Below are 18,998 nucleotides of genomic sequence, written 5' to 3'. Positions count from 1 at the left end.
CCGCGCAGCGCTTACACCCGCACAGCCAGCAACTTTCCTTCCGTCTGGACCTTGCGCTGGTGCTCGTCGAAGTCCGGTGCAGCGCACACGAACAGCGTTCTGCCGTCGTCGCCGCCGAATCCGCAGGCGAACACTCCGGTATCGAACTCGAGCTGATCGACGATTCCCTTTCCTGGCACCACATGCACGATGCGCTGACCGAGGGCGTCTGCCACCCAGAGCGATCCGTCGGTGTCGATCGCACACCCATCCGGCGCAAGCGCCAACTGCCCCAGCGCAGTCGCCATATCGCTCATGTCGGGGATCTCCGCGAACTTGACCCAATCCCGGCGCTCACCCAGCGAGCCGTCGGGATGGACCGCGAACACACTGATGCGATTGCCGACGGTCTCGTCGACCAGCAGCTCACCGTCCGGGGTCAGCGCCATTCCGTTGGGAAAGTACAGATCCTTGGCCACGACGTGCACCGAGCCGTCGGGGTCTACCCGCAGCAGGTCCGCGGTATCGGGCGTTGCGAGGTTCATCAGATCGAAACCGAAATTGCCGACGTAGGCACGTCCACGAGAATCGACGAGCATGTCGTTGAGGTTGGCGCTGACGTGCGACGACAGGTCCGCATGCACCACGAGGGAACCGTCGTCCTCGCGCCGCAGAATCGTGTGATCGCGCATGGACACGATCAGCAGCCGGCCGTCCGGTAGCCAACCCAACCCCGACGGCTGCTGGGGAACCTCGGCCTCGACGCGTACGTCCGACCCGTCCTCCAACGCCGAAACAACCCGCTGACTGTAGAAGTCGGACACCCAGATACGACCGTCGCGCCAGCGGGGACATTCGAAGTAGGTGTAACCGTCGAGGACAACTGTAGCTTCAGCTTTCATGACTCGATTCAAACACCGGCCAGGGTCGCCGGGTGCCGGAACGACGCAGCTGGCATGCTGACGGAGTGTTCGACGCCCATCGCTACATCCTCGACCCTCGGTTTCCGCTGATCGAGAACCAGGGCTTCGTTCCCGATCCGTACACGATCGCCGACTACGACCGCGACACAGATGGGTTGGGCATCACCGGCGGAGCGGTGATCAGCGCGTCGTTCCACGCCACCGATCAGAGCTTCCTGCTGTCCGCTCTCGATACGCTCGGGGACGGCTGGGCCGGGGTCACACAACTCGAACCCGATGCCACCGATGCGGACATTCTCGCTCTGGAGGCGGCTGGTGTCCGTGCCATTCGGCTCAACCTCAAGCGCGGCGCCACCGACGTTCAGACCCTCACTGCGCAGGCCAGACGCGCGCACGATCTGGTCGGTTGGCACGCGGAGTTGTACGTCGACGCCTCGATGTTGCTGTCCCTCGAACCGATCCTGTGCAAACTTCCGGCGGTCAGCATCGACCATCTGGGGATGTCGGCGCAGGGGCTGCCCTATCTACTCGACCTCGTGGACCGTGGAGTCCGAGTGAAGGCAACAGGATTCGGGCGCGTCGACATGGATATCGTCGACGCGATGCGGCAGATCCACGCGGTGAACCCGTCCGCCCTGATGTTCGGAACCGACCTCCCCGGAACCCGCGCGCCGAGGCGGTTCCAGGAGTCCGATATCGACTTGATCGCCGAAGCCGTCGGCGGCGATCTCCCCGCAGTCCTCGACGGCAACGCCAGGGCCTGGTATCGGGTCAAATGAAGATTGCTGCTCCGAGCCACACTCCGGTGGCGAGCAGCGCACCGAGGAGCTCGACGAGAATCGACAGTCCTGCCGCCTTGGTCGCGTGCACGGTGGATCGCCAAGCATCGGAGTGATTTCGGTGCCGCGGCAGCTCGGCGACATAGGTGCCGAGGATGAACCCGATGAACAATCCCACGATCGGGATCACGAAGAACCCGACGATCCCGACCAGGCCACCGACGATGAGCGAACGCGTCGGAATTCCCGCGTCCTTCATTCGACGCCCCGGCCAGGTGTATTTCACGACGCCACTCGCCACCAGCAGGAGCGCAGCAATCGCGAACGCCGTCCACGCGGCGCCGCCACCGGTCATGAACGCCCACACAGCAATTGCCGCGAATATCAGAATCGTGCCGGGCAGGATCGGGACAACGATGCCTGCCAGGCCGATCAGAATCGCCACCCCGACGAGCAACTCCCCCCAGGCGCTCACAAGACTGGTCTGACTTTGCCTGCAGCCTCGGTCGCCCGCGCACGCGCCGTGTCGACGTCGCCGGCAGTCGACACCGCGACGCCCATGCGTCGACGAACGAAGCTCTCGGGCTTACCGAAGAGTCGAAGGTCCGTCTCGGGCACCGCCAAGGCGTCGCCGACGCCGTCGAATGCGATCCCCTCGGCGTCGACGCCGCCGTAGATCACCGCGGACGCCCCTGGAGAGACCAGCGACGTGTCCACCGGCAGCCCCAGGATCGCCCGCGCGTGCAGCTCGAACTCCGAAAAGCGTTGTGTACGAAGCGTCACCAACCCCGTATCGTGTGGGCGCGGACTGACCTCGGAGAAGTAGACGTCATCACCCTTGACGAACAGTTCGACGCCGAACAGACCGCGGCCACCGAGAGCGGCCGTGATCCTCTCGGCGACGTCCTTCGCGCCCGCGAGTGCGACATCCGACATCGGTTGCGGCTGCCAGGATTCGACGTAGTCACCCGATTGCTGAAGGTGTCCGATCGGCTCGCAGAAGTCCGTGCCCTGAATGGACCGGATCGTGAGAAGCGTTATCTCGTAGTCGAAATCGACGAATCCCTCGACGATGACACGGCCCAGGTCGACGCGTCCACCTTTCAGGGCGTACTCCCATGCGGCCTCCACCTCGTCGGTGCCCCGCACGACGGACTGCCCTTTGCCCGACGAGGACATGACGGGTTTGATCACCGCCGGAAACCCGATCGTGGCCAGCGCATCCTGCACTTCTGGCAACGACTCGGCGAACGCATACGGCGAGGTCGGCAGTCCTAGTTCCTCGGCGGCGAGGCGTCGAATGCCCTCGCGGTTCATCGTCAACTGGGTGGCGCGCGCCGTCGGGATGACGACGGTCCGGCCGCGCTTCTCGATCTCCGCCAACGCGTCGGTGGCGATCGCCTCGATCTCGGGCACGACGAAGTCGGGCTGCTGTGCGTCGATCAGCGCAAGGAGTTGTTCCGGATCACTCATGTCGATGGTGAACGCGTGATGGGCTACCTGATGTCCCGGCGCATTGTCGTAGCGGTCGACGGCAATGACCTCGACGCCGAGGCGTTGGAACGCAATGATCACCTCTTTGCCCAGCTCGCCCGCACCGAGCAGCATCACTCGCGTGGCTCCCGGTGTCAGTGGTGTGCCGATCCGTGTTGGTTCCGTAGCTACGCTCACCCGGCCATTATCCATTGCACGAAAGCATGGCCCGGACTAGTTGGACGTCCAGGCTTAAGTTAACCTCAATTCACATTGACGGCCCGATCGGAACGAGGGAAACGTGTCGAGTAGTGGTGGACCGCTGACAGGACTTCGCGTCGTCGAGCTCGCGGGGATCGGACCGGGCCCGCATGCAGCGTTGCTGCTGGCCGATCTGGGTGCCGACGTCGTTCGAGTGCAGCGCGCAGGTCAGATCTCCGAGCACGATCAGCAACTCCGCAGCCGCACCCTCGTCGAGGCCAACCTCAAGGATCCCGCGGACATCGAGAAGGTGCTCGGGTTGATCGAGCGTGCCGACGTGCTCATCGAGGGCTTCAGGCCCGGTGTCACCGAGCGTCTCGGACTCGGTCCCGACGCCGCGCTCGCCCGAAACCCACGGCTTGTCTACGGCCGCATGACCGGCTGGGGCCAGGAAGGCCCATGGGCCTCGGCTGCCGGACACGACATCAACTACATCTCCGTGACGGGCGTACTTCACGCCATCGGCAGACAAGGCGAGCGTCCCGTGCCGCCGCTCAACATGGTCGGCGACTTCGGCGGCGGATCGATGTTCCTGATCTTCGGAATCCTTGCAGCGCTCTTCGAACGACAGACCTCAGGTGAAGGGCAAGTAGTCGACGCGGCAATGGTCGACGGCACCGCGGCACTCTCCCACATGATCTGGGGCATGCGAGGGGTCGGCGCCTGGTCCGACGAACGCGGCGTGAACATGCTCGACACCGGTTGGCCGTACTACGACACCTACGAAACAGCCGACGGCAAGTACATGGCGGTCGGCGCTCTGGAACCTCAGTTCTTCGCCGAGCTGCTCAGACTGCTCGAACTCGACCCGGCCACCACTCCGGGACAAGGCGATCGGGATCGTTGGCCCGAGATGCGTGAACTCTTCACGACGACATTCAAGACGAAGACACGCGACGAATGGGCGAAAATATTCGACGGCACCGACGCGTGCGTCTCACCCGTCCTGACGTTCGGCGAAGCACCGCAGCAGGTGCACCTCGCGGCACGAGAGACTCTCATCGAGGTCGGTGGAGTCACCCAGCATCGGCCGGCTCCGCGCTTCTCCCGCACTCCCAACGGCATTCCGACCGCTCCGGCATCGACGGCCGTCGACGCCGAATCAGTCTGGCGCTGAGTATTTTTCAGAACACCAAGGCTGGCTGCTCGGCGTCGACGTTCGGCGCAAGAGCCTGGTATGCGGCCGCCGTCGCCGAGACAGCGGCCGCCAACTCGGCGGGCTCGCGCGTGTAGGGCATACGGATGAACCGCTCGAATGCTCCCTCGACGCCGAACCTCGGCCCGGCCGCCAACACTGCACCGAACGCAGGAACCGTCGCCGCCAACGCACTGGACACAGGCGCTGGAAGTTGGAGCCACAACGACATCCCACCGGTCGAACGACGATAGCTCCAACCCGGAAGATGTTCGGCCAACGCATTTTCCAGTACATCACGACGTTCTCGTAGCTGAACCCGCCGTGCCTCGAGGATGGCATCGGCGTCCTCCAACAGAAATCCCGCGGCGAGCTGATCCATCACCGAAGTGCCGAGGTCGTGTGCGGCGCGCGATCCTGCCAGACGACTGATCAACGACGGGTTGGCGCGAATCCACCCGATGCGCAGACCCCCCCAGTACGACTTCGACGCAGATCCGATCGTGACGATGTCGGTACCCGACACCCGGCCGAACGAGGCAACCGGTGGCGGCGGGGGCGCGTCGAGCCACAGGTCGACCATCGTCTCGTCGACGATAAGTGTCATCGAGGTATCCCGCGCGATCCTGGCGAGTTCGGCACGGCCGTCGGCCGCGAGGCACCGACCGGTGGGATTGTGGAAGTCGGGGATCATGTACGCGACCTTCGACGCGGTTTGCCGTGCTGCGCTTCGGATTCCGTCCAGGTCCCACGGATCGCCATCGGGCCTGATCGGCACCGGAACCGGCCGAGCCCCGACGCGTCGAATCGCTTCCAGAGCATTGGGATACGTCGGATGATCGATCAGCACCCGGTCGCCGGGCGAGGTCAGGGTGCCGAGCAGGAGACGGACGGCCTGCTGGGCGCCCGAAGTCACCATGATCTGGTCCTCGGTCGTCGGCAACCCGCGCTCCGAGAAACGGCGCGCGATGGACTGTCGGAGCACCGACAGTCCGATGGGCTCCATACCGTGATTGGACAGATACGCCGGAAGTGCCTGCAGCGCAGCGTTGTACGCGGACATCATGGCTTCGGTCGGGGCAGCCATCGCGGCGTGGCTCATGTCGATGACCGGTCCGCTCGATGTGCGTGATTGCACGAGCAGCCCGTTCGGTCTCGCCATGTCCGGAAGCGCGACAGTACTGCGCGCGCCCTGCTTGCTGATCAGGTAGCCCTCTTCGCGGAGTACAGCGTACGACGAGGTGATGGTGGTTCGACTGAGATCGAGTGCGGCCGATAAGTCGCGCTCGCTGGGCAACCCGACTCCGAGAGGAATTCGCCCGTCGTGAATCAGCAGCCTGACGCCGTCGGCCAGTGCGCGATAGGTCGGGCGTGAGGTCCGGCGAGATGTCCGTCGAGACCCCGCCGCATCCTCGGTGTCCGTCCTCCAGCGGCCCAGATCGCGGGCCAAGGAGGTTGCGTTGAGTACTCGGATCGCCATGGACGCCAGTATTCGCCGTACTGGTATGACAAATCAAGTCCAATTCTAAGATCGGTGGACTGGTTCGATTGATTTGGTTCATACTGGCTGAGTGCCCTACGCGCTCTTCGACACCACCCTCGGTCGGTGTGGCCTCGCATGGACGCACCGAGGTGTCAGCGCAGTCGCACTCCCTGAGCCCACGGACGCCATGATCGCCTACCTTGCCGATTTCGACGCAGTGGCCGGTACCCCGGACGGCCTTGCACTCGAGGCGATCGAGGGAATCCAGGCGCTGCTCGACGGTTCGGCCCCGGATCTATCGTCGGTGCCGGTGGTGCTCGATGTATCGGAATTCGACAGAGCGGTCTACGAGGTCACTCGCTCGATTCCACGCGGCTCGACGCTCACTTACGGGGCCGTGGCAGCCGAAGTGGGCCGACCTGCGGGCGCCCAGGCCGTAGGGGGCGCGCTGGGGCGCAATCCGGTGCCCGTCATCATCCCGTGCCACCGCGTCCTTGGCGCCGGCCGCGAGGTGGGCGGATTCTCGGCCCCCGGCGGTGCGCCGACGAAGCAGCGAATCCTCGCCATCGAAGGAGTCTCGGGCTTCGGGGAGCCGACACTGTTCTGAGCGGGGAATTGCCGGTCAGTTAGCCGCGCGTCGCAGCAACGACGGTTTGCGCGGCGCCCCCGGGTGACAGCACCGGCTCCCACACGCCCTCGACGGTTGCCTGAGCGACGCCGTCGGGTGTCAGCGACGAACCGAGAGCACTGATCGAACTTCCGTCACTGCAGGATAATTCGACGCTTCCGGTGTAGTCGGATCCCGCGGGCGCGCTGCACACGACTCCGCCGTCGAACGTCAGCGTCTCGACGTTGCCCTCGGCCGGCCCGGTAAACAGCGTCGCCGCTTCCAGTGGTGTCGGCTCGGCAGTGTCTGCAGGTGGATCAACAGGGGGTGGTTCGGCAGGGGGCGGCTCGGCTTCCTCGATCGGAGCTTCCGTCGTCGCAGACACCTCCGTTGTAGTGGTCACTTCAGGGCTCTGCGCGGCCGCTGCTTCGTCGGTGGCACTCGGGACGTCGGCGGTACTCGGCACGTCGGCGGCACTCGGGACGTCGGTGGTACTCGGCACCTCCGGCGTGGTCGGTGTTGTTGCTGGAGATACTCCGCGTGCCATTGGTTGAGCCACGCTCGCTGCTGTCGGCGTAGCTCCGGGACCGCATTCTGCACTCACGAGATCGATCGAAAAGGTCAGCGGCAGAACCCCGAGTGCAAGCAAACTGACCGAACCGGTCAACGTCAGCCGACTGAACCCTGCCTCTTCGCCCGTCGGCGACTGGCTACTGGTCAAAGCAACGTTCGAGTAACCCAGAAGTCCATCCACAAACGCTCCAGGAGAGGTCGTCGAGTTTGCGTTGGGGATGCGGACGGACCGATCGCCGACGAGAACGCTTCCGTTGGGGTTGGCCGTGGTGGCGTTGGCGGCGGCAGGAGCAGTCCACGTGTTCGTACCGGCGTCCAACTGGCAGCCAACAGAAGTTGTGATGATCTGGCCGGCACTGCTGACGGCCACGATGTCCGTGTTGACGAGGCTGACGACACCCAACAAACTGACTCCCACAACGCTGCCGGTCAGTCGCATCGAGGACACAGACGCCGATGCGCTCGCCGTAGGCGTTGCGGCGGTGCAATATGTTGGAACGCCAGCCGCGCCCACTATGTACGAACCGCAAGCAGCCGCCCCGACAGGAGCGGTCGACGCAGACGCGCCGGACATCCTCAATTGGTTCACCATCGCGACAGCCGACGACGCAAAAGGCCCCGCACCTGCGGTGGTTGCTGTTCCAGGATTGGTCGAATCGCGACCGATTCTGGCGGAGTTCCAGGGTAGAGGCGTCGGATTGATAGGGAGAATCGAGATGCCGCCCGCACTGTTCACTCGAGGACCGACGCCGAGTCCGTACCCGCTGGTGACCCACGATCCCGATTCGACAGTGCCGGCCACATATTCGGAATCGCTCCACAACGCTTCCGTGTACCCGAAGAGACTCTTGCCCGATACAAGCGCGAGGCAGAGCAACGCTACGCACATCAGCGCAGACCATCGCCCCTTGGCGGGCCATCGACGGAGATTTGTCATCCAGCGCGCTCGCTACCCTCCGGCGGATCGGAGATATCTCGGTCGCGCGGCCAGAAGACAGCCACTACCAGGGTTGCCATCGCCAAGGTGATCGCGCCGAGAACATATGGGTTGGAAAAGTAGACAATGACGCGCGCAAGTCCAGGGACAGACCACAGCACCTTGCGCACTTCTGTAACCTCGTAGAATCCAGGATCAGCGTCGGCATTCGCGTCGCCTTTGAGTTCGAGAACGGTAACTCCCGTTTTCGTGATCGGATCGATCGCGACCACTCGGTGCGTGACGGGGAGTTTACCCTCTCGATCGACAGTGACTACGTCCCCGATCTCCACCGAAGCCGCCGGTACCGCGCGGACAACTGCGAGCGAACCTGTCGGAATCGACGGCGACATCGAACCGGTCTTGAACATGATCAGCGTGATATTGAAGAAGAACGCGCACGCGACCAGTGCCAGACAGATGACTCCGCCGATCGCGAGAATGTTCAACAATATGTCACCGACAACGGTCCAGGGGGAGCGTCGCGCTCGTGGCGTCGCAGTGTGTGTCATCGCACCCATTTCTTCCGCCTTCTACAAAGTTCCGATGAAGGGCCAGTTAGCGACCAGCGTCTTGTTGGGCAATGCGGCGTTGGACCAATTATCGTTGGTCGCAGGCAAGCTGATTTCGAAACACAACGGAACAGCAGGACCGGCATCGGTGGGGACAGCCCCAGCGACGAGCGGGAAGCTGGACGGCGCAGGAGTGTTCAACGCTGCTGCTCCCCCGGCACCGACCACGAACGTCGGACTCGAGGCAAAAGCTGCCGCGTCGCATGTCGGTGCGTTGCGAACTACCCGGTACCGGAGTTCCGTCGACAAGTTACCGACGCCGGTGCCGGAGAACGACGCGCCCTGTAACGCGACCGACGCTGGTTCGGAACCAGCTTCGACACGCAGCTGGACCGGCGCGTACACCACAGAGCCCGGAACCAGACCTGTTGCGATGCTTGTGAATACCAACGAGTTCGGTGCGCCGATAGGGTGAGATGACCAGGCAAACCCACCGTCGGTACTGGACTCGATCCCGAACTTCGACGATCCGAAGTCACTGTTGCCGAGCACCCGGTCGGTCCAGCTGGCAGCCACGAGCACCGCCCCAACGCCGAGGACGATCCCCCCGGCTGCCAGTGCCCGCCGTTGTCTCTTTCTCTGCTGCTTGCTACGAGATGACACGTGCTGAGAATGCACGTGCTACGGAGTGACCGATGTGCCGACGAACTGCCAGATCAGCTGCCCGGTATTGAGACCAGCTAGGTCGAGGGGAGACCCTGCTGGCAAAGTTACTGCGTAACAAAGCTGTACAGGCGTACCCGCCGCCAGTAGCGTGATAGCACTCGGCGCGCTCCCCGTGGTCAGCGCAGATCCTGGCGCGACGACAGAGGTGCCGCCTGGAGTGCCCGCAGTGCACCCCTCCGCGGTGCCGCCCGAGGTGACCGAGTACGTCAGCGCAGCGGTCAACGCAGCCGAACCCGCGGGCGTACCTGGCACCGCACCGTCCAAAGTGACAGCCGCATTCAAAGTTTGTGCATTCTGCAATCGGAGGGCAATGGGCGCGTAGACCGTTTCACCCGGCGTTAGATTCAACCGCCCGACCGGGAATCCGAAAGGCTCACCCGGGCTTACGTCGGCCTCGACCCAGTTCGGCGTGTCTGTTGTACTGAAACTTGCTTGAATGTTCCACGCCGCATCACCCGTCGCGAAATCGGAATTTCCGAAGACATTGTCGGTCCACGCGGCCAAGGTTATTGCCGCACCGACTCCCAAGACCAATCCACCTGCCAACAAAGCCCGAATCTTGCGTTTCCTGTTTGACTTCTGGACCTGATCGGTCATGCTCGACTCTTTTCCTCGAACGAAAAGCGAGCGCTTTGTGCGCTGACTTGACCAATCATCGACGGATAATCTGCGCGCGTTACCGAAATGCAAAAGAATGCCAAAATGTTATGGGAGAAAAATTCCTGCCGGCCGAAATAAATGGAATAGACAGGGAATGAAATGCGCTGCAGCGCTGATTTACATATGAACACCAGGTGTAACGCGGCAAAATCAGACCGCTCGATCGGATCGCTCAGACCAGAAAAGACTCGATGTTCGGTGTGTCCACGACGGATACATCGTCCGCGTCTGGACCTGGGTGTAGATCTTGGTCTTCGCGTGTCCCACCGATGGTGAAGGCGCCCGTCTCGGGCAGCCAGCCCACCGCGCCTCGTTCGAACAAGTTGTATCGACCGAAGCCGGTCGGAGTCGGCTTCTCGTCGCTGATGGGGTAACCGAGGGTGCCGTAGGGCCCGCCGTGAGAGAGATACCAGGCGAGGATGGGTCCGTGCACCTCGTGAGCACCGCCCTCGGGGAGTGCGAAGACAGTGGCATGCTGATACTCGAGCATCCCGCCGCCATTCGGTCCGAGCATGAACTCCCCGACCTGTTCGCCGATCCAGGAATGTTCGTAAGCAAAGCGATCGAATTGCAACCCGAAAACATCGAGACCGTTGTATGTCGTGGACATCGCACGCCCCTCCTCGTGTACCTGGCGTCGAGTATCCACCCCTTTGTCGAGTCGGACCAACAAATAGCTCACATATATCGCAGAATGTCACCACCGGTGCACAAAAAAGACCGTACGCCTGAATCGTCCGGGAAAAAGAAACCCCACACTCGGTAAAAGTGCGGGGATTCTCTAATGCGGCGTTATTTCAAAATGTCCCGACGCACGATTGTCTGGTCGCGGCCGGGACCGACGCCGATGCACGACATATGGGCACCGGAGAGCTCCTCGAGTCGCAGCACGTAGTTCTGCGCATTCTGCGGAAGATCCTCGAAAGTGCGTGCAGCAGAGATGTCTTCCCACCAACCGGGCATCTCCTCGTAGATCGGCTTCGCGTGATGGAAACCGGTCTGCGTCATCGGCATCTCGTCGTGCCGCACGCCGTCGACGTCGTACGCGACACAAATCGGGACGGTGTCGAGACTGGAGAGCACATCGAGCTTGGTCAGGAAGTAATCGGTGATTCCATTGACGCGGGTCGCGTAGCGCGCAATGACAGCGTCGAACCATCCGGTGCGTCGCGCACGCCCGGTCGTCACGCCGACCTCACCACCCTGCTTGGCGAGATACTCGCCGAAGTTGTCGAACAGCTCCGTCGGGAACGGGCCCGATCCGACACGCGTCGTATAAGCCTTGAGAATGCCGAGGACCGTCGAAATCTTGTTGGGTCCGATTCCGGAACCGACAGCCGCGCCACCCGCCGTCGGGTTGGACGACGTCACGTATGGATACGTGCCGTGGTCGACGTCGAGCAACGTTCCCTGCGATCCTTCCAACAGCACAGTCTCGCCGCGTTCCAGTGCCAAGTTCAGCTCGAGCCGGGTGTCGGCGATGCGATGCTTGAAATGCTCGGCCTGGCCGAGAACCTCGTCGACGACCTGCTGCGAATCCAGCGCCCGGCGGTTGTAGATCTTCGAGAGCACCTGATTCTTGAACTCGAGCGCCGCCTCGACCTTCTGCGTCAGGATCTTCTCGTCCAGAACGTCGGCCGCACGAACGCCGACACGGGCGAATTTGTCCTGGTAGCACGGCCCGATTCCGCGGCCCGTGGTGCCGATCTTCTTGGCTCCGAGGAAACGCTCGGTGACCTTGTCGATGGCTACGTGGTACGGCATGATCAGGTGCGCATCGGCGCTGAGCAGCAGCCCTGAGGTGTCGACATTGCGCTCCTCGAGCCCGGCCAGTTCGGTCAGCAGAACGCCGGGGTCGACCACGACTCCGTTGCCGATGATGTTCTTCACTCCCGGCGTCAGAATGCCCGACGGGATCAGGTGCAGAGCGAACTTGTCACCGTTGGGGAGCACCACCGTGTGGCCTGCGTTGTTGCCGCCCTGATAGCGGACAACCCACTGAAGTTGTTCGCCGAACAGATCGGTCGCTTTGCCTTTGCCCTCGTCGCCCCATTGGGCGCCGATCAGGACTATCGCCGGCATGTGCTCTCCTGGTGTCTCTTCTGTGTAGTGACGTAAGCAGGTTGCTGCCAGGTATCGGGGCAGGCCGGGACGTAAGTCTAGCCGAGAGGGTGTGGCACCCGTCATGGCGCTACGGTGGTCTCGAGCAAGACAGCTCGTGCGCGAAGGGTTACGACACCGCACACCAGCTGATATTGGAGCACTGTGACAAAGGGAGCGCTGTGACACCGTTTGTCCTGCACTGCGGAAATCCTCCGCTGCCGATTTCGCTGACGGACGTTCCCCTCACCTCTGCGTCGCCGGTTCCGACCAACGAGGAGTGCGACTCGCTCTTCTCCGCGGTCGGCACCATCGCTGACCCCCGAGTGATCGTGTTGGGAAACGACGCCTCCCTCGCCGCAGTCCTGACTCGACTGATGCGAACCGAACGTCTGCACTTCGAGATTGCATTCGTGCCCGAGACCGCGACGTCGGCCGGACACATATACCGTCTCGGCACCGGCTCGCGTGCGGCCAAAGTAGCGATGACTGGAACTGCCAGCCCCGTGCCGCTCATCCGCGACGACGCCGGCAAGGCGGTCGTCGGGCGCGCGGTAGTACACGGACCAGCGGGTACGGACCTCGAAGGCGAGGCGTACGTCGACGACACCCAGCTTTTTTCCGGTGCGGTCTCCGGCGTCGAAGTGATCCCGACTCCCGAGATGCCTGGGCTCAAGGCCCGTGTGACGGGGCGACGGCGTCTCTTCGGACGTCGTTGGACGTCTGGACGTGCAATGCAACTGGGTGCTATCGCCGCTCATCTCACCCGCGACGGAGTCCCCGGTGATCGCGAGGTCAAGCGTTCGACGTTCTACCGGCACGACCGGGAGTGGTTGTTGGTCCGGTGAGCATTCCGGTTCGGCGCAACCCCGTCAGGCCGAGTCCGGTCTTCCTCGCGGTCGCCGCAGTCACCGCCGTAGGTGGCGTGCTCGCGTGGACTGCCCAGTCCCCCGCATCGATTGCCGCCCGCGTCGGGGTGTTCGTGCTCGTTCTCGCCGGGTGGATAGTGACGGTGTGCTTGCACGAATTCGGCCACGCCTACACCGCGTACCGAGCAGGTGACCGAGAGGTCGAACTTCGCGGCTACCTGACTCTGAATCCGCTGAAGTACAGCCACCCGCTGCTGTCGGTCATACTCCCGATCGTCTTCATCGCCATCGGTGGCATCGGACTACCGGGCGGCGCGGTATATCTGCGCACCGGAATGTTCGAGCCGAAAGTTCAGCGTCGAATTGCGTTGGCAGGGCCGACTGCGAACCTAGTCGTGGCGGTGATCCTGTTGATCGTCATCCGGGTGTTCGGAATGGACGGCGACCATTCCGCATTCTGGTGGGGCCTGAGCTTTCTGGCGTTCCTTCAGGTCATGGCCACGATCCTGAACCTGCTGCCGGTACCGGGTCTCGACGGATATGCCGCGATCGAACCGTATCTGTCCCACGACACTCGCCGGGCACTGGAGAACTTCAAGGGGTACGGGATTCTGATCCTGGTGGCGTTTCTTTTCGTGCCCCAGATCAACTCTGCGTTCTTCGGCGCGATCTACACCGTGTTCGGCCTCTCCGGCGTCCCGGAGATCTACGCCCAGTACGGCAACTACCTCATGAGGTTCTGGCTCTGATTTCGAGATAGTCAGGAGTTGAACCGGATCATGTCGGCGGCGACCCGCCGAATACCGTCGCGCAACGACGTCGGCGCAAGCACCTGGACACCCGCGCCGAGCGCGGTGAGCTGCCCGAGCGCGACCTGCTCGGTCTCCAACACGAGATCCGTCGTCGACCATCCATCGTCGTCCGGGACGAGATTTTCGGGGGTCGCCTCGTGCCCGATGACATCCGGCAACATGCGCTGCGCCGATGCCGAGAGCCTGACTCTGCACTCGTAGGTCCGCAGGGTCCGGTCGAAGGATGCGGCGGCCTCGCGCCACCATTCGGCGAGATCGAAGCCGACGGGTCGGACGACCGCGCCGGACGTCATCTCCGCTGCTTCGATGCGATCCACTCGATACGAGAGAACCGTTCCCGTTCGCGAGGCAACCAGGTACCAGATCGCCGCCTTGACGACGAGACCGAGCGGATCGACCTGCCGCGTCGACCCGCGATAGCCCAGTTCCAGACGACGTCCCGCGAACACCGCCGCACTGATCACAGGCAGATACGGCGTCGACGCGGGTTGCCGGAACCACGCAGGCACATCGATGTGGAGCCGCTCGCGCCACAGTCGGGCGTCGGCACGCAAAGGCTCGGGCAGAGCTCCGAGCAGCTTGTTCTCGGCGGCCTCGCTCGCGTCGGCGAGACCGAGATCAGCCGCTATGGAAGGCACGCCGAGCAGCATCAGCGCCGAGGTCTCGACGCCGGTCATTCCGCTCAACTTCGATTGCCACCCGTCGAGCAATCGGATCCCACCGCCGGGCCCGGATTCGGTCCACAGCGGGACACCCGCGGCGCCGAGGGCCGAGATGTCGCGGTAGATCGTGCGCACCGACACCCCCGCCTGCTCGGCGAGCGCACTGGCCGTCGCCGAGCGCCCGTGTTGCAGAGTCAGCATCAACTGCAGCAAGCGAGCCGAGCGCATGTGCCGATCCTACGAGAAATTGCTGACAGAAGGTGTCAGCGATTCTGGGCAATACTGCACTGCATGGCTACCTGGAGAGAATTCGACACCGCAGAACCCGACATCGCCGCGGCCGTGGCCGCACGGTTTCGCGCGCACAAGCATCACGTCCTGGCAACGCTGCGATCCGACGGATCACCGCGCGTCAGCGGTACCGAAGTCGAATTCTCGGCAGACGGCACCCTACGGCTCGGCTCGATGTTGAACGCACTGAAAGCTGTTGACTTACAACGTGATGCTCGGTTCGCCCTGCACAGCAATCCGGGACATCACTCGATGGACGGCGGCGATGCAAAAATCTCGGGGACGGCCGTCGAACTCGTGGATCCCGAAGCGCTGCAGAGGATTTTCGACGCCGCTCCGTCCGAACTGTCGCCCTACCACGTCTTCGACCTCGACATCGGCGAGGTCGTACTGACATCGCTGGTCGACGATCGCATGAAGATCGAACTGTGGCGTCCCGGCGCGGCAGTGAAGATTTTCACCAGGTGAATTCGACATGTCCTGAAAGACTGGATGCATGCGCCTGTTCGATCATGTTCGGAATCCGGGATCGGTACACGGTGTCGCGCGGCTTCGCACGCGACTTCTAGGGCAGTTCCTCGTGGTCACCACCGTTCTCTACGGGGCAGGCGTGACCGCGACGGTCCTTCCCCACGGAAGCCGGGTCACGGCGGACATCACCGGTGGGATGATCGCTGTTGGTCTCGGAATCGCCGGATTGGTGACGTTGCGGCTTCGTCCTCGAACGATTGCCGGGCAACACGTCGCATTGGGCGCTGCCATGTTGGCAACACCTGCAGTGATGGCATTCCATGTTCTCACCGCAGCACTGTTCCCCTGCTTGATCGGAGCGATGTTTCTGGCGATGTACATCCGCGCATTCCATCGCAGTCGCGACGCCCATATCGCGATCGGCATCCTGATTGCTCTGGTTCTACTGGCGACGCTTCGCTCGCCGGCGCCGGTGTATCCAATCACCTACTTCGTCTTTGCCGTGGCAATTCTCGCAGCGTCCGAGATGTTCGGCTCGGTCACGAAAGCGTTGATCTCGGCCTCGTGCACCGATCCACTGACCGGAGTGCTCAACCGTGCCGGCTGGGAGATCGCGACCACGGAGGCGGTGACGGGCCCGAGCGGACGCCGCATCGACCCGTCGAGGTTGCCCGTAACAGTGGTGATCGTCGACGTCGACAACTTCAAGGCGGTGAACGACACCCAAGGTCACCGCGCAGGTGACGAATTGCTGGCGAACCTAGCGTCGACCTGGACTCGAGCGGCACCCGAGGGCACTGTGGTCGCGCGGATCGGCGGGGACGAATTCGCCGCCCTCCTGCCCGGCCACCCGACGGAGATCGTGGATGAATTCGTGTCGACCACCGTCGAATCGCTGCCATACACGAGTATCGGAGTGGCGGCATCCAGAGATATCGACGAGCCGATCTCCGACATTCTCGCTCGTGCGGACGCCGAGCTGTATCAGGCCAAACGTGGCCGTACGGATCGTGCGTGAGGTAGCGGATCCGCCGCCAGAAGAATCACCAGGTGAGTTCGTCCTTGCACGTTGCGCCATGGGCGCTCGGTTCGACCTGAACGGTTGCGTGATCGAGACCGTACGTCGCCAGGACCGTCTTGGCCCGCGCCAGCAGCACCGAACTGGACCCGTCGCATTCGAGATGTACCGTCGCAACGTCCATCCCGGTAGTGAGAGTCCACACGTGCAGGTCGTGCACCCCGACCACGCCGGGCAGCGCCGCGAGGTCCGCTTCGACCGCTTCGACGTCGACATGACCGGGGCTCGCCTGCGTGAGGATCCGTAGCGCGGAGCCGGCGAGCTTGATCGCCCGCGGGATGACCCACAGCGAGATCAAAACACCGACGACGATGTCCGCCCACGTCCACCCGAACACGAGCATCACGAACCCCGCCACGAGGACTCCGACGCTCCCCACGGCGTCGGCGAGGACCTCCATGTATGCGCCTCGAACTGCGATGCTCTCCTTGGCGTCGCCCCGAATGAGCACGATGACCACGAGATTGGCCAGTAGACCAGCCGCTGCGGTGAGAATCAGTGCAAGCCCTGGGATATCCGGGGCGTCGCCGATTCGGTCGATTGCCTCGTACATGATGAACGCGGCGACCCCGAGAAGAAGTACCGCGTTGGCGATGGCCGTCAGGACCTCGGCGCGATGCCAACCGAATGTTCGGGCCGCAGCCGCACTTCCCTTGCGAGCGAGCAGCAATGCGACGAGTCCCATCGACATTCCGAGGACATCGGTGAGCATGTGCCCGGCGTCGGCGAGCAGACCGAGCGAGTTGATGATCAGCGCGACTGTCGCTTCGAGAACGAGGAACACGACGAGAATGCCGAGCGCGATCACCATGTTCCGAATGCGCTTGGTCGACGCCGCTGCAGTCTCGCCCGCGCCCCCCATTCCATGACTGTGCCCGTGCCCCGCGCCCATGATTCCCCTTCGGTGTCCGTCGATGCCGCTCGATCGACCCAGGAATTACCATATGCGTACATGTGCATATGTGCAATCGCGTGGGCCGTCCGGTCCTCCGATACGACCCGTCAGAACAGATCCGGCGTCACATCCGGCTTCTGCACCGTCGGCGGTAGCGTCGCAAGGGCGGAGATTCGCTTCAAACCGGCAACCTGGAGCAGGTCGACGATGATCGAGCGCAACTGCGCCACCACTACCGTCGCAGACAAACCGGCGTTCGAGATCAGCTCCGGCTTGGCTCCCGCCGCGACCGCGCGCAGCACCCTGGCAGCCTCCGCCGCGTCGGGCTGCTGGCCTGGGTCCGCAAGAACCATCCTTCGCAAGACGTCGGTCGCCTGAGCCAACTTCTCGACCTCGTCCACCACCCGCGGATCGAGTATCTCGTCATCGCGCACCAAGGTCAGCGACCGGCGAGCCAGAACTCGGATATTTCGGATCGCGTTGTCGATGGGATCGGCGGTCTTTTCCAACCCTGCCAGCCGATCGCGATGACCCCAGAACAGCGGGGACAGGCGCGCGATCTCCCGCCCACCCTTGAGGTCCGTCCGCAGCGTGTCGATGTCGGACTGCGTCGCACGCGCCTTCCGGAGTGCATCCTCGATCGGTTTCGTGTCGTTCGCGACCAAACCGTCAGCGACCTTCTGCAGGACTTCGGACGCGGTTCCGAGGACTTTGGCCGCGTCCTTGCGAGCACGCCAGACCGGGTGCGTCGGGATGAGAGCGACGATGGCGATCCCGACGAGACCGCCGGTCAAGGCGTCGACCATCCGGTCGAGTCCACCCGAATCACCGGGAGGAATGAGCGTCGCGACGAGCACGGCCGACGAACCCGCCTGCATCGCGATGAGGGGACCGCCGTCGAGGAATACCGCGGTCGCCATCGCAAGGGCGACCACGAGCGCAATCTGCCACGGGCCGCTGCCGATCGCGGAAATGATCAGATCGCCGACGCCTATCCCGACAGTGACCCCAGCGACCAACTCGGCGGAACGTCGCAAGCGTGCACCCAGGGAGACCCCGAGTGACACCACCGCTGCAATCGGCGCGAAGAATGGTTGCGAGTGACCGACGATGTCCGTCGCCACGAACCAGGCGAGACCCGCGGCCAGTGCACATTGCACGACCGGAAGCATCGACAGGCGCAGGCGTGCTCGGCCCGCCCGGATGCGGGCTTTGCCGCGTCGAGATGCCGGGCGGAGCCGTTCAGGAGTGCGCTTGCCAGGGGCCTGCGTGTCAGCCGAGGCCGAGAGCTTCCGCAGCCTTGGGGTCACTGTCTTCGAGGAGGTCGAGGCAGCGGGCGTACTCGTCGTTCTCCCCGATATCGCGCGCAGCCTTCGCGAGAACGGCGACGCAGCGGAGGAATCCTCGGTTGGGCTCATGGCTGTACGGGACCGGCCCGAATCCCTTCCATCCGTTGCGGCGAAGCTGATCGAGCCCGCGGTGATATCCGGTACGAGCATAGGCGTACGCGGTAATGGTCTGCCCGCTCTCCAGAGCGGCCTCGGCCAGGTAAGCCCACGCGATGGACGCCGTCGGATTGTCGGCCGCCACCTTCGCCGGATCCGCGTGGTTGAGCAGAGCGGACTCCGCCTCGTCGTCGCCGGGAAGCAGCGTCGGCTGTGGTCCGAGCAAGTCACCGAAAGAAGTCATGACGACCATTGTGCCCCGACACCCGCAGAGGTTGCGGCCGGCCA

Annotated in this window: 21 protein-coding genes; 7 read left to right on the top strand and 14 right to left on the bottom strand. The window is 63.5% G+C overall.

Features of this window, described 5'->3' with window-relative positions:
* Positions 1–11 precede the first annotated feature (11 nt).
* Entirely contained in the window at positions 12–881 is an 870-nt protein-coding gene (locus tag ACODSO_RS23865; RefSeq protein WP_489039144.1) for an SMP-30/gluconolactonase/LRE family protein, read from the bottom strand.
* 65 nt (positions 882–946) lie between these two features.
* Between ACODSO_RS23865 and ACODSO_RS23860 the strand changes: the two genes are divergently transcribed.
* Positions 947–1,681: an amidohydrolase family protein gene (locus tag ACODSO_RS23860; RefSeq protein ID WP_489039156.1), complete on the top strand. Its 735-nt coding sequence runs from the start codon at positions 947–949 to the stop codon at positions 1,679–1,681.
* Here ACODSO_RS23860 and ACODSO_RS23855 read toward each other — a convergent pair.
* Positions 1,674–2,156, bottom strand: coding sequence for a DUF456 domain-containing protein (locus ACODSO_RS23855; protein WP_489039143.1), 483 nt, complete (start codon positions 2,154–2,156; stop codon positions 1,674–1,676). The genes ACODSO_RS23860 and ACODSO_RS23855 overlap by 8 nt on opposite strands.
* On the bottom strand, positions 2,153–3,289 hold the full coding sequence (purT, locus tag ACODSO_RS23850; protein WP_489039155.1) for a formate-dependent phosphoribosylglycinamide formyltransferase: 1,137 nt from the start codon (positions 3,287–3,289) through the stop codon (positions 2,153–2,155). Before purT ends, ACODSO_RS23855 begins: the two co-directional genes overlap by 4 nt.
* A gap of 166 nt (positions 3,290–3,455) precedes the next feature.
* Between purT and ACODSO_RS23845 the strand changes: the two genes are divergently transcribed.
* Complete coding sequence (locus ACODSO_RS23845) at positions 3,456–4,532, top strand: CaiB/BaiF CoA transferase family protein (RefSeq protein ID WP_489039142.1); 1,077 nt, start codon at positions 3,456–3,458, stop codon at positions 4,530–4,532.
* A 7-nt stretch (positions 4,533–4,539) separates the two neighbouring features.
* On the opposite strand, the gene yczR is transcribed toward ACODSO_RS23845, so the two are convergent.
* The gene (gene yczR / locus ACODSO_RS23840) at positions 4,540–6,030 is read right to left on the bottom strand and encodes a MocR-like transcription factor YczR (RefSeq protein WP_489039141.1); all 1,491 of its coding nucleotides are present in this window, start codon (positions 6,028–6,030) and stop codon (positions 4,540–4,542) included.
* A 91-nt stretch (positions 6,031–6,121) separates the two neighbouring features.
* On the opposite strand from yczR, the gene ACODSO_RS23835 reads away from it, so the two are divergent.
* A complete protein-coding gene (locus tag ACODSO_RS23835; protein ID WP_489039140.1) occupies positions 6,122–6,640 on the top strand; it encodes a methylated-DNA--[protein]-cysteine S-methyltransferase in 519 nt (172 codons plus the stop codon).
* Positions 6,641–6,659: 19 nt separating this feature from the next.
* On the opposite strand, the gene ACODSO_RS23830 is transcribed toward ACODSO_RS23835, so the two are convergent.
* The 6 genes from ACODSO_RS23830 to ACODSO_RS23805 all read right to left on the bottom strand — a co-directional run bounded on the left by ACODSO_RS23830 (position 6,660) and on the right by ACODSO_RS23805 (position 12,169).
* Positions 6,660–8,150, bottom strand: a complete 1,491-nt coding sequence (locus ACODSO_RS23830; RefSeq protein WP_489039139.1) for a hypothetical protein — start codon at positions 8,148–8,150, stop codon at positions 6,660–6,662.
* Positions 8,147–8,710: a signal peptidase I gene (locus ACODSO_RS23825; RefSeq protein WP_489039138.1), complete on the bottom strand. Its 564-nt coding sequence runs from the start codon at positions 8,708–8,710 to the stop codon at positions 8,147–8,149. The genes ACODSO_RS23830 and ACODSO_RS23825 overlap by 4 nt, the downstream gene beginning before the upstream one ends.
* A 12-nt stretch (positions 8,711–8,722) precedes the next feature.
* Complete coding sequence (locus ACODSO_RS23820) at positions 8,723–9,277, bottom strand: hypothetical protein (protein WP_489039137.1); 555 nt, start codon at positions 9,275–9,277, stop codon at positions 8,723–8,725.
* A 105-nt stretch (positions 9,278–9,382) separates the two neighbouring features.
* Complete coding sequence (locus tag ACODSO_RS23815; protein WP_489039136.1) at positions 9,383–10,024, bottom strand: SipW-dependent-type signal peptide-containing protein; 642 nt, start codon at positions 10,022–10,024, stop codon at positions 9,383–9,385.
* Positions 10,025–10,259: 235 nt separating this feature from the next.
* Positions 10,260–10,697, bottom strand: coding sequence for an LGFP repeat-containing protein (locus ACODSO_RS23810; protein WP_489039135.1), 438 nt, complete (start codon positions 10,695–10,697; stop codon positions 10,260–10,262).
* A gap of 182 nt (positions 10,698–10,879) precedes the next feature.
* On the bottom strand, positions 10,880–12,169 hold the full coding sequence (locus ACODSO_RS23805; protein ID WP_489039134.1) for an adenylosuccinate synthase: 1,290 nt from the start codon (positions 12,167–12,169) through the stop codon (positions 10,880–10,882).
* A 200-nt stretch (positions 12,170–12,369) separates the two neighbouring features.
* Here ACODSO_RS23805 and ACODSO_RS23800 point away from each other — a divergent pair, with 200 nt between their 5' ends.
* Together ACODSO_RS23800 and ACODSO_RS23795 are read left to right on the top strand one after the other, a co-directional pair.
* A complete protein-coding gene (locus ACODSO_RS23800; RefSeq protein WP_489039133.1) occupies positions 12,370–13,035 on the top strand; it encodes a hypothetical protein in 666 nt (221 codons plus the stop codon).
* Positions 13,032–13,805 carry a site-2 protease family protein gene (locus tag ACODSO_RS23795; protein WP_489039132.1) on the top strand — a complete coding sequence of 258 codons (774 nt, stop codon included), beginning with the start codon at positions 13,032–13,034 and terminating at the stop codon, positions 13,803–13,805. The genes ACODSO_RS23800 and ACODSO_RS23795 overlap by 4 nt, the downstream gene beginning before the upstream one ends.
* An 11-nt stretch (positions 13,806–13,816) precedes the next feature.
* Here ACODSO_RS23795 and ACODSO_RS23790 read toward each other — a convergent pair whose 3' ends face one another.
* Positions 13,817–14,758 carry a helix-turn-helix transcriptional regulator gene (locus ACODSO_RS23790; RefSeq protein WP_489039131.1) on the bottom strand — a complete coding sequence of 314 codons (942 nt, stop codon included), beginning with the start codon at positions 14,756–14,758 and terminating at the stop codon, positions 13,817–13,819.
* 63 nt (positions 14,759–14,821) lie between these two features.
* Here ACODSO_RS23790 and ACODSO_RS23785 point away from each other — a divergent pair, with 63 nt between their 5' ends.
* Positions 14,822–15,289 carry a pyridoxamine 5'-phosphate oxidase family protein gene (locus ACODSO_RS23785; RefSeq protein WP_489039130.1) on the top strand — a complete coding sequence of 156 codons (468 nt, stop codon included), beginning with the start codon at positions 14,822–14,824 and terminating at the stop codon, positions 15,287–15,289.
* 28 nt (positions 15,290–15,317) lie between these two features.
* A complete protein-coding gene (locus ACODSO_RS23780; RefSeq protein ID WP_489039129.1) occupies positions 15,318–16,310 on the top strand; it encodes a GGDEF domain-containing protein in 993 nt (330 codons plus the stop codon).
* A 25-nt stretch (positions 16,311–16,335) separates the two neighbouring features.
* Here ACODSO_RS23780 and ACODSO_RS23775 read toward each other — a convergent pair whose 3' ends face one another.
* The 3 genes from ACODSO_RS23775 to ACODSO_RS23765 form a co-directional block, all read right to left on the bottom strand.
* Positions 16,336–17,262: a cation diffusion facilitator family transporter gene (locus ACODSO_RS23775; protein ID WP_489039128.1), complete on the bottom strand. Its 927-nt coding sequence runs from the start codon at positions 17,260–17,262 to the stop codon at positions 16,336–16,338.
* Between the two features lie 110 nt (positions 17,263–17,372).
* On the bottom strand, positions 17,373–18,443 hold the full coding sequence (locus ACODSO_RS23770) for an FUSC family protein (RefSeq protein ID WP_489039154.1): 1,071 nt from the start codon (positions 18,441–18,443) through the stop codon (positions 17,373–17,375).
* A 94-nt stretch (positions 18,444–18,537) separates the two neighbouring features.
* Positions 18,538–18,954, bottom strand: coding sequence for a DUF3151 domain-containing protein (locus ACODSO_RS23765; protein ID WP_068373479.1), 417 nt, complete (start codon positions 18,952–18,954; stop codon positions 18,538–18,540).
* Positions 18,955–18,998 lie beyond the last annotated feature (44 nt).

This window comes from Rhodococcus sp. FG69, assembly GCF_057808915.1.
Note: the sequence above shows the minus strand (reverse complement) of the source record. Positions and strands in the feature narration are given on the sequence as shown.

What these genes read in the sequence shown, in the direction of transcription:
- ACODSO_RS23810 (WP_489039135.1), bottom strand. Translation starts at nt 10,697, where the DNA reads ATGTCCACGACATACAACGGTCTCGATGTTTTCGGGTTGCAATTCGAT.
- ACODSO_RS23805 (WP_489039134.1), bottom strand. Translation starts at nt 12,169, where the DNA reads ATGCCGGCGATAGTCCTGATCGGCGCCCAATGGGGCGACGAGGGCAAA.
- ACODSO_RS23775 (WP_489039128.1), bottom strand. Translation starts at nt 17,262, where the DNA reads ATGGGCGCGGGGCACGGGCACAGTCATGGAATGGGGGGCGCGGGCGAG.
- ACODSO_RS23765 (WP_068373479.1), bottom strand. Translation starts at nt 18,954, where the DNA reads ATGACTTCTTTCGGTGACTTGCTCGGACCACAGCCGACGCTGCTTCCC.
- ACODSO_RS23865 (WP_489039144.1), bottom strand. Translation starts at nt 881, where the DNA reads ATGAAAGCTGAAGCTACAGTTGTCCTCGACGGTTACACCTACTTCGAA.
- ACODSO_RS23780 (WP_489039129.1), top strand. Translation starts at nt 15,318, where the DNA reads ATGCGCCTGTTCGATCATGTTCGGAATCCGGGATCGGTACACGGTGTC.
- ACODSO_RS23830 (WP_489039139.1), bottom strand. Translation starts at nt 8,150, where the DNA reads ATGACAAATCTCCGTCGATGGCCCGCCAAGGGGCGATGGTCTGCGCTG.
- ACODSO_RS23825 (WP_489039138.1), bottom strand. Translation starts at nt 8,710, where the DNA reads ATGGGTGCGATGACACACACTGCGACGCCACGAGCGCGACGCTCCCCC.
- ACODSO_RS23785 (WP_489039130.1), top strand. Translation starts at nt 14,822, where the DNA reads ATGGCTACCTGGAGAGAATTCGACACCGCAGAACCCGACATCGCCGCG.
- yczR (WP_489039141.1), bottom strand. Translation starts at nt 6,030, where the DNA reads ATGGCGATCCGAGTACTCAACGCAACCTCCTTGGCCCGCGATCTGGGC.
- purT (WP_489039155.1), bottom strand. Translation starts at nt 3,289, where the DNA reads ATGCTGCTCGGTGCGGGCGAGCTGGGCAAAGAGGTGATCATTGCGTTC.
- ACODSO_RS23790 (WP_489039131.1), bottom strand. Translation starts at nt 14,758, where the DNA reads ATGCGCTCGGCTCGCTTGCTGCAGTTGATGCTGACTCTGCAACACGGG.
- ACODSO_RS23815 (WP_489039136.1), bottom strand. Translation starts at nt 10,024, where the DNA reads ATGACCGATCAGGTCCAGAAGTCAAACAGGAAACGCAAGATTCGGGCT.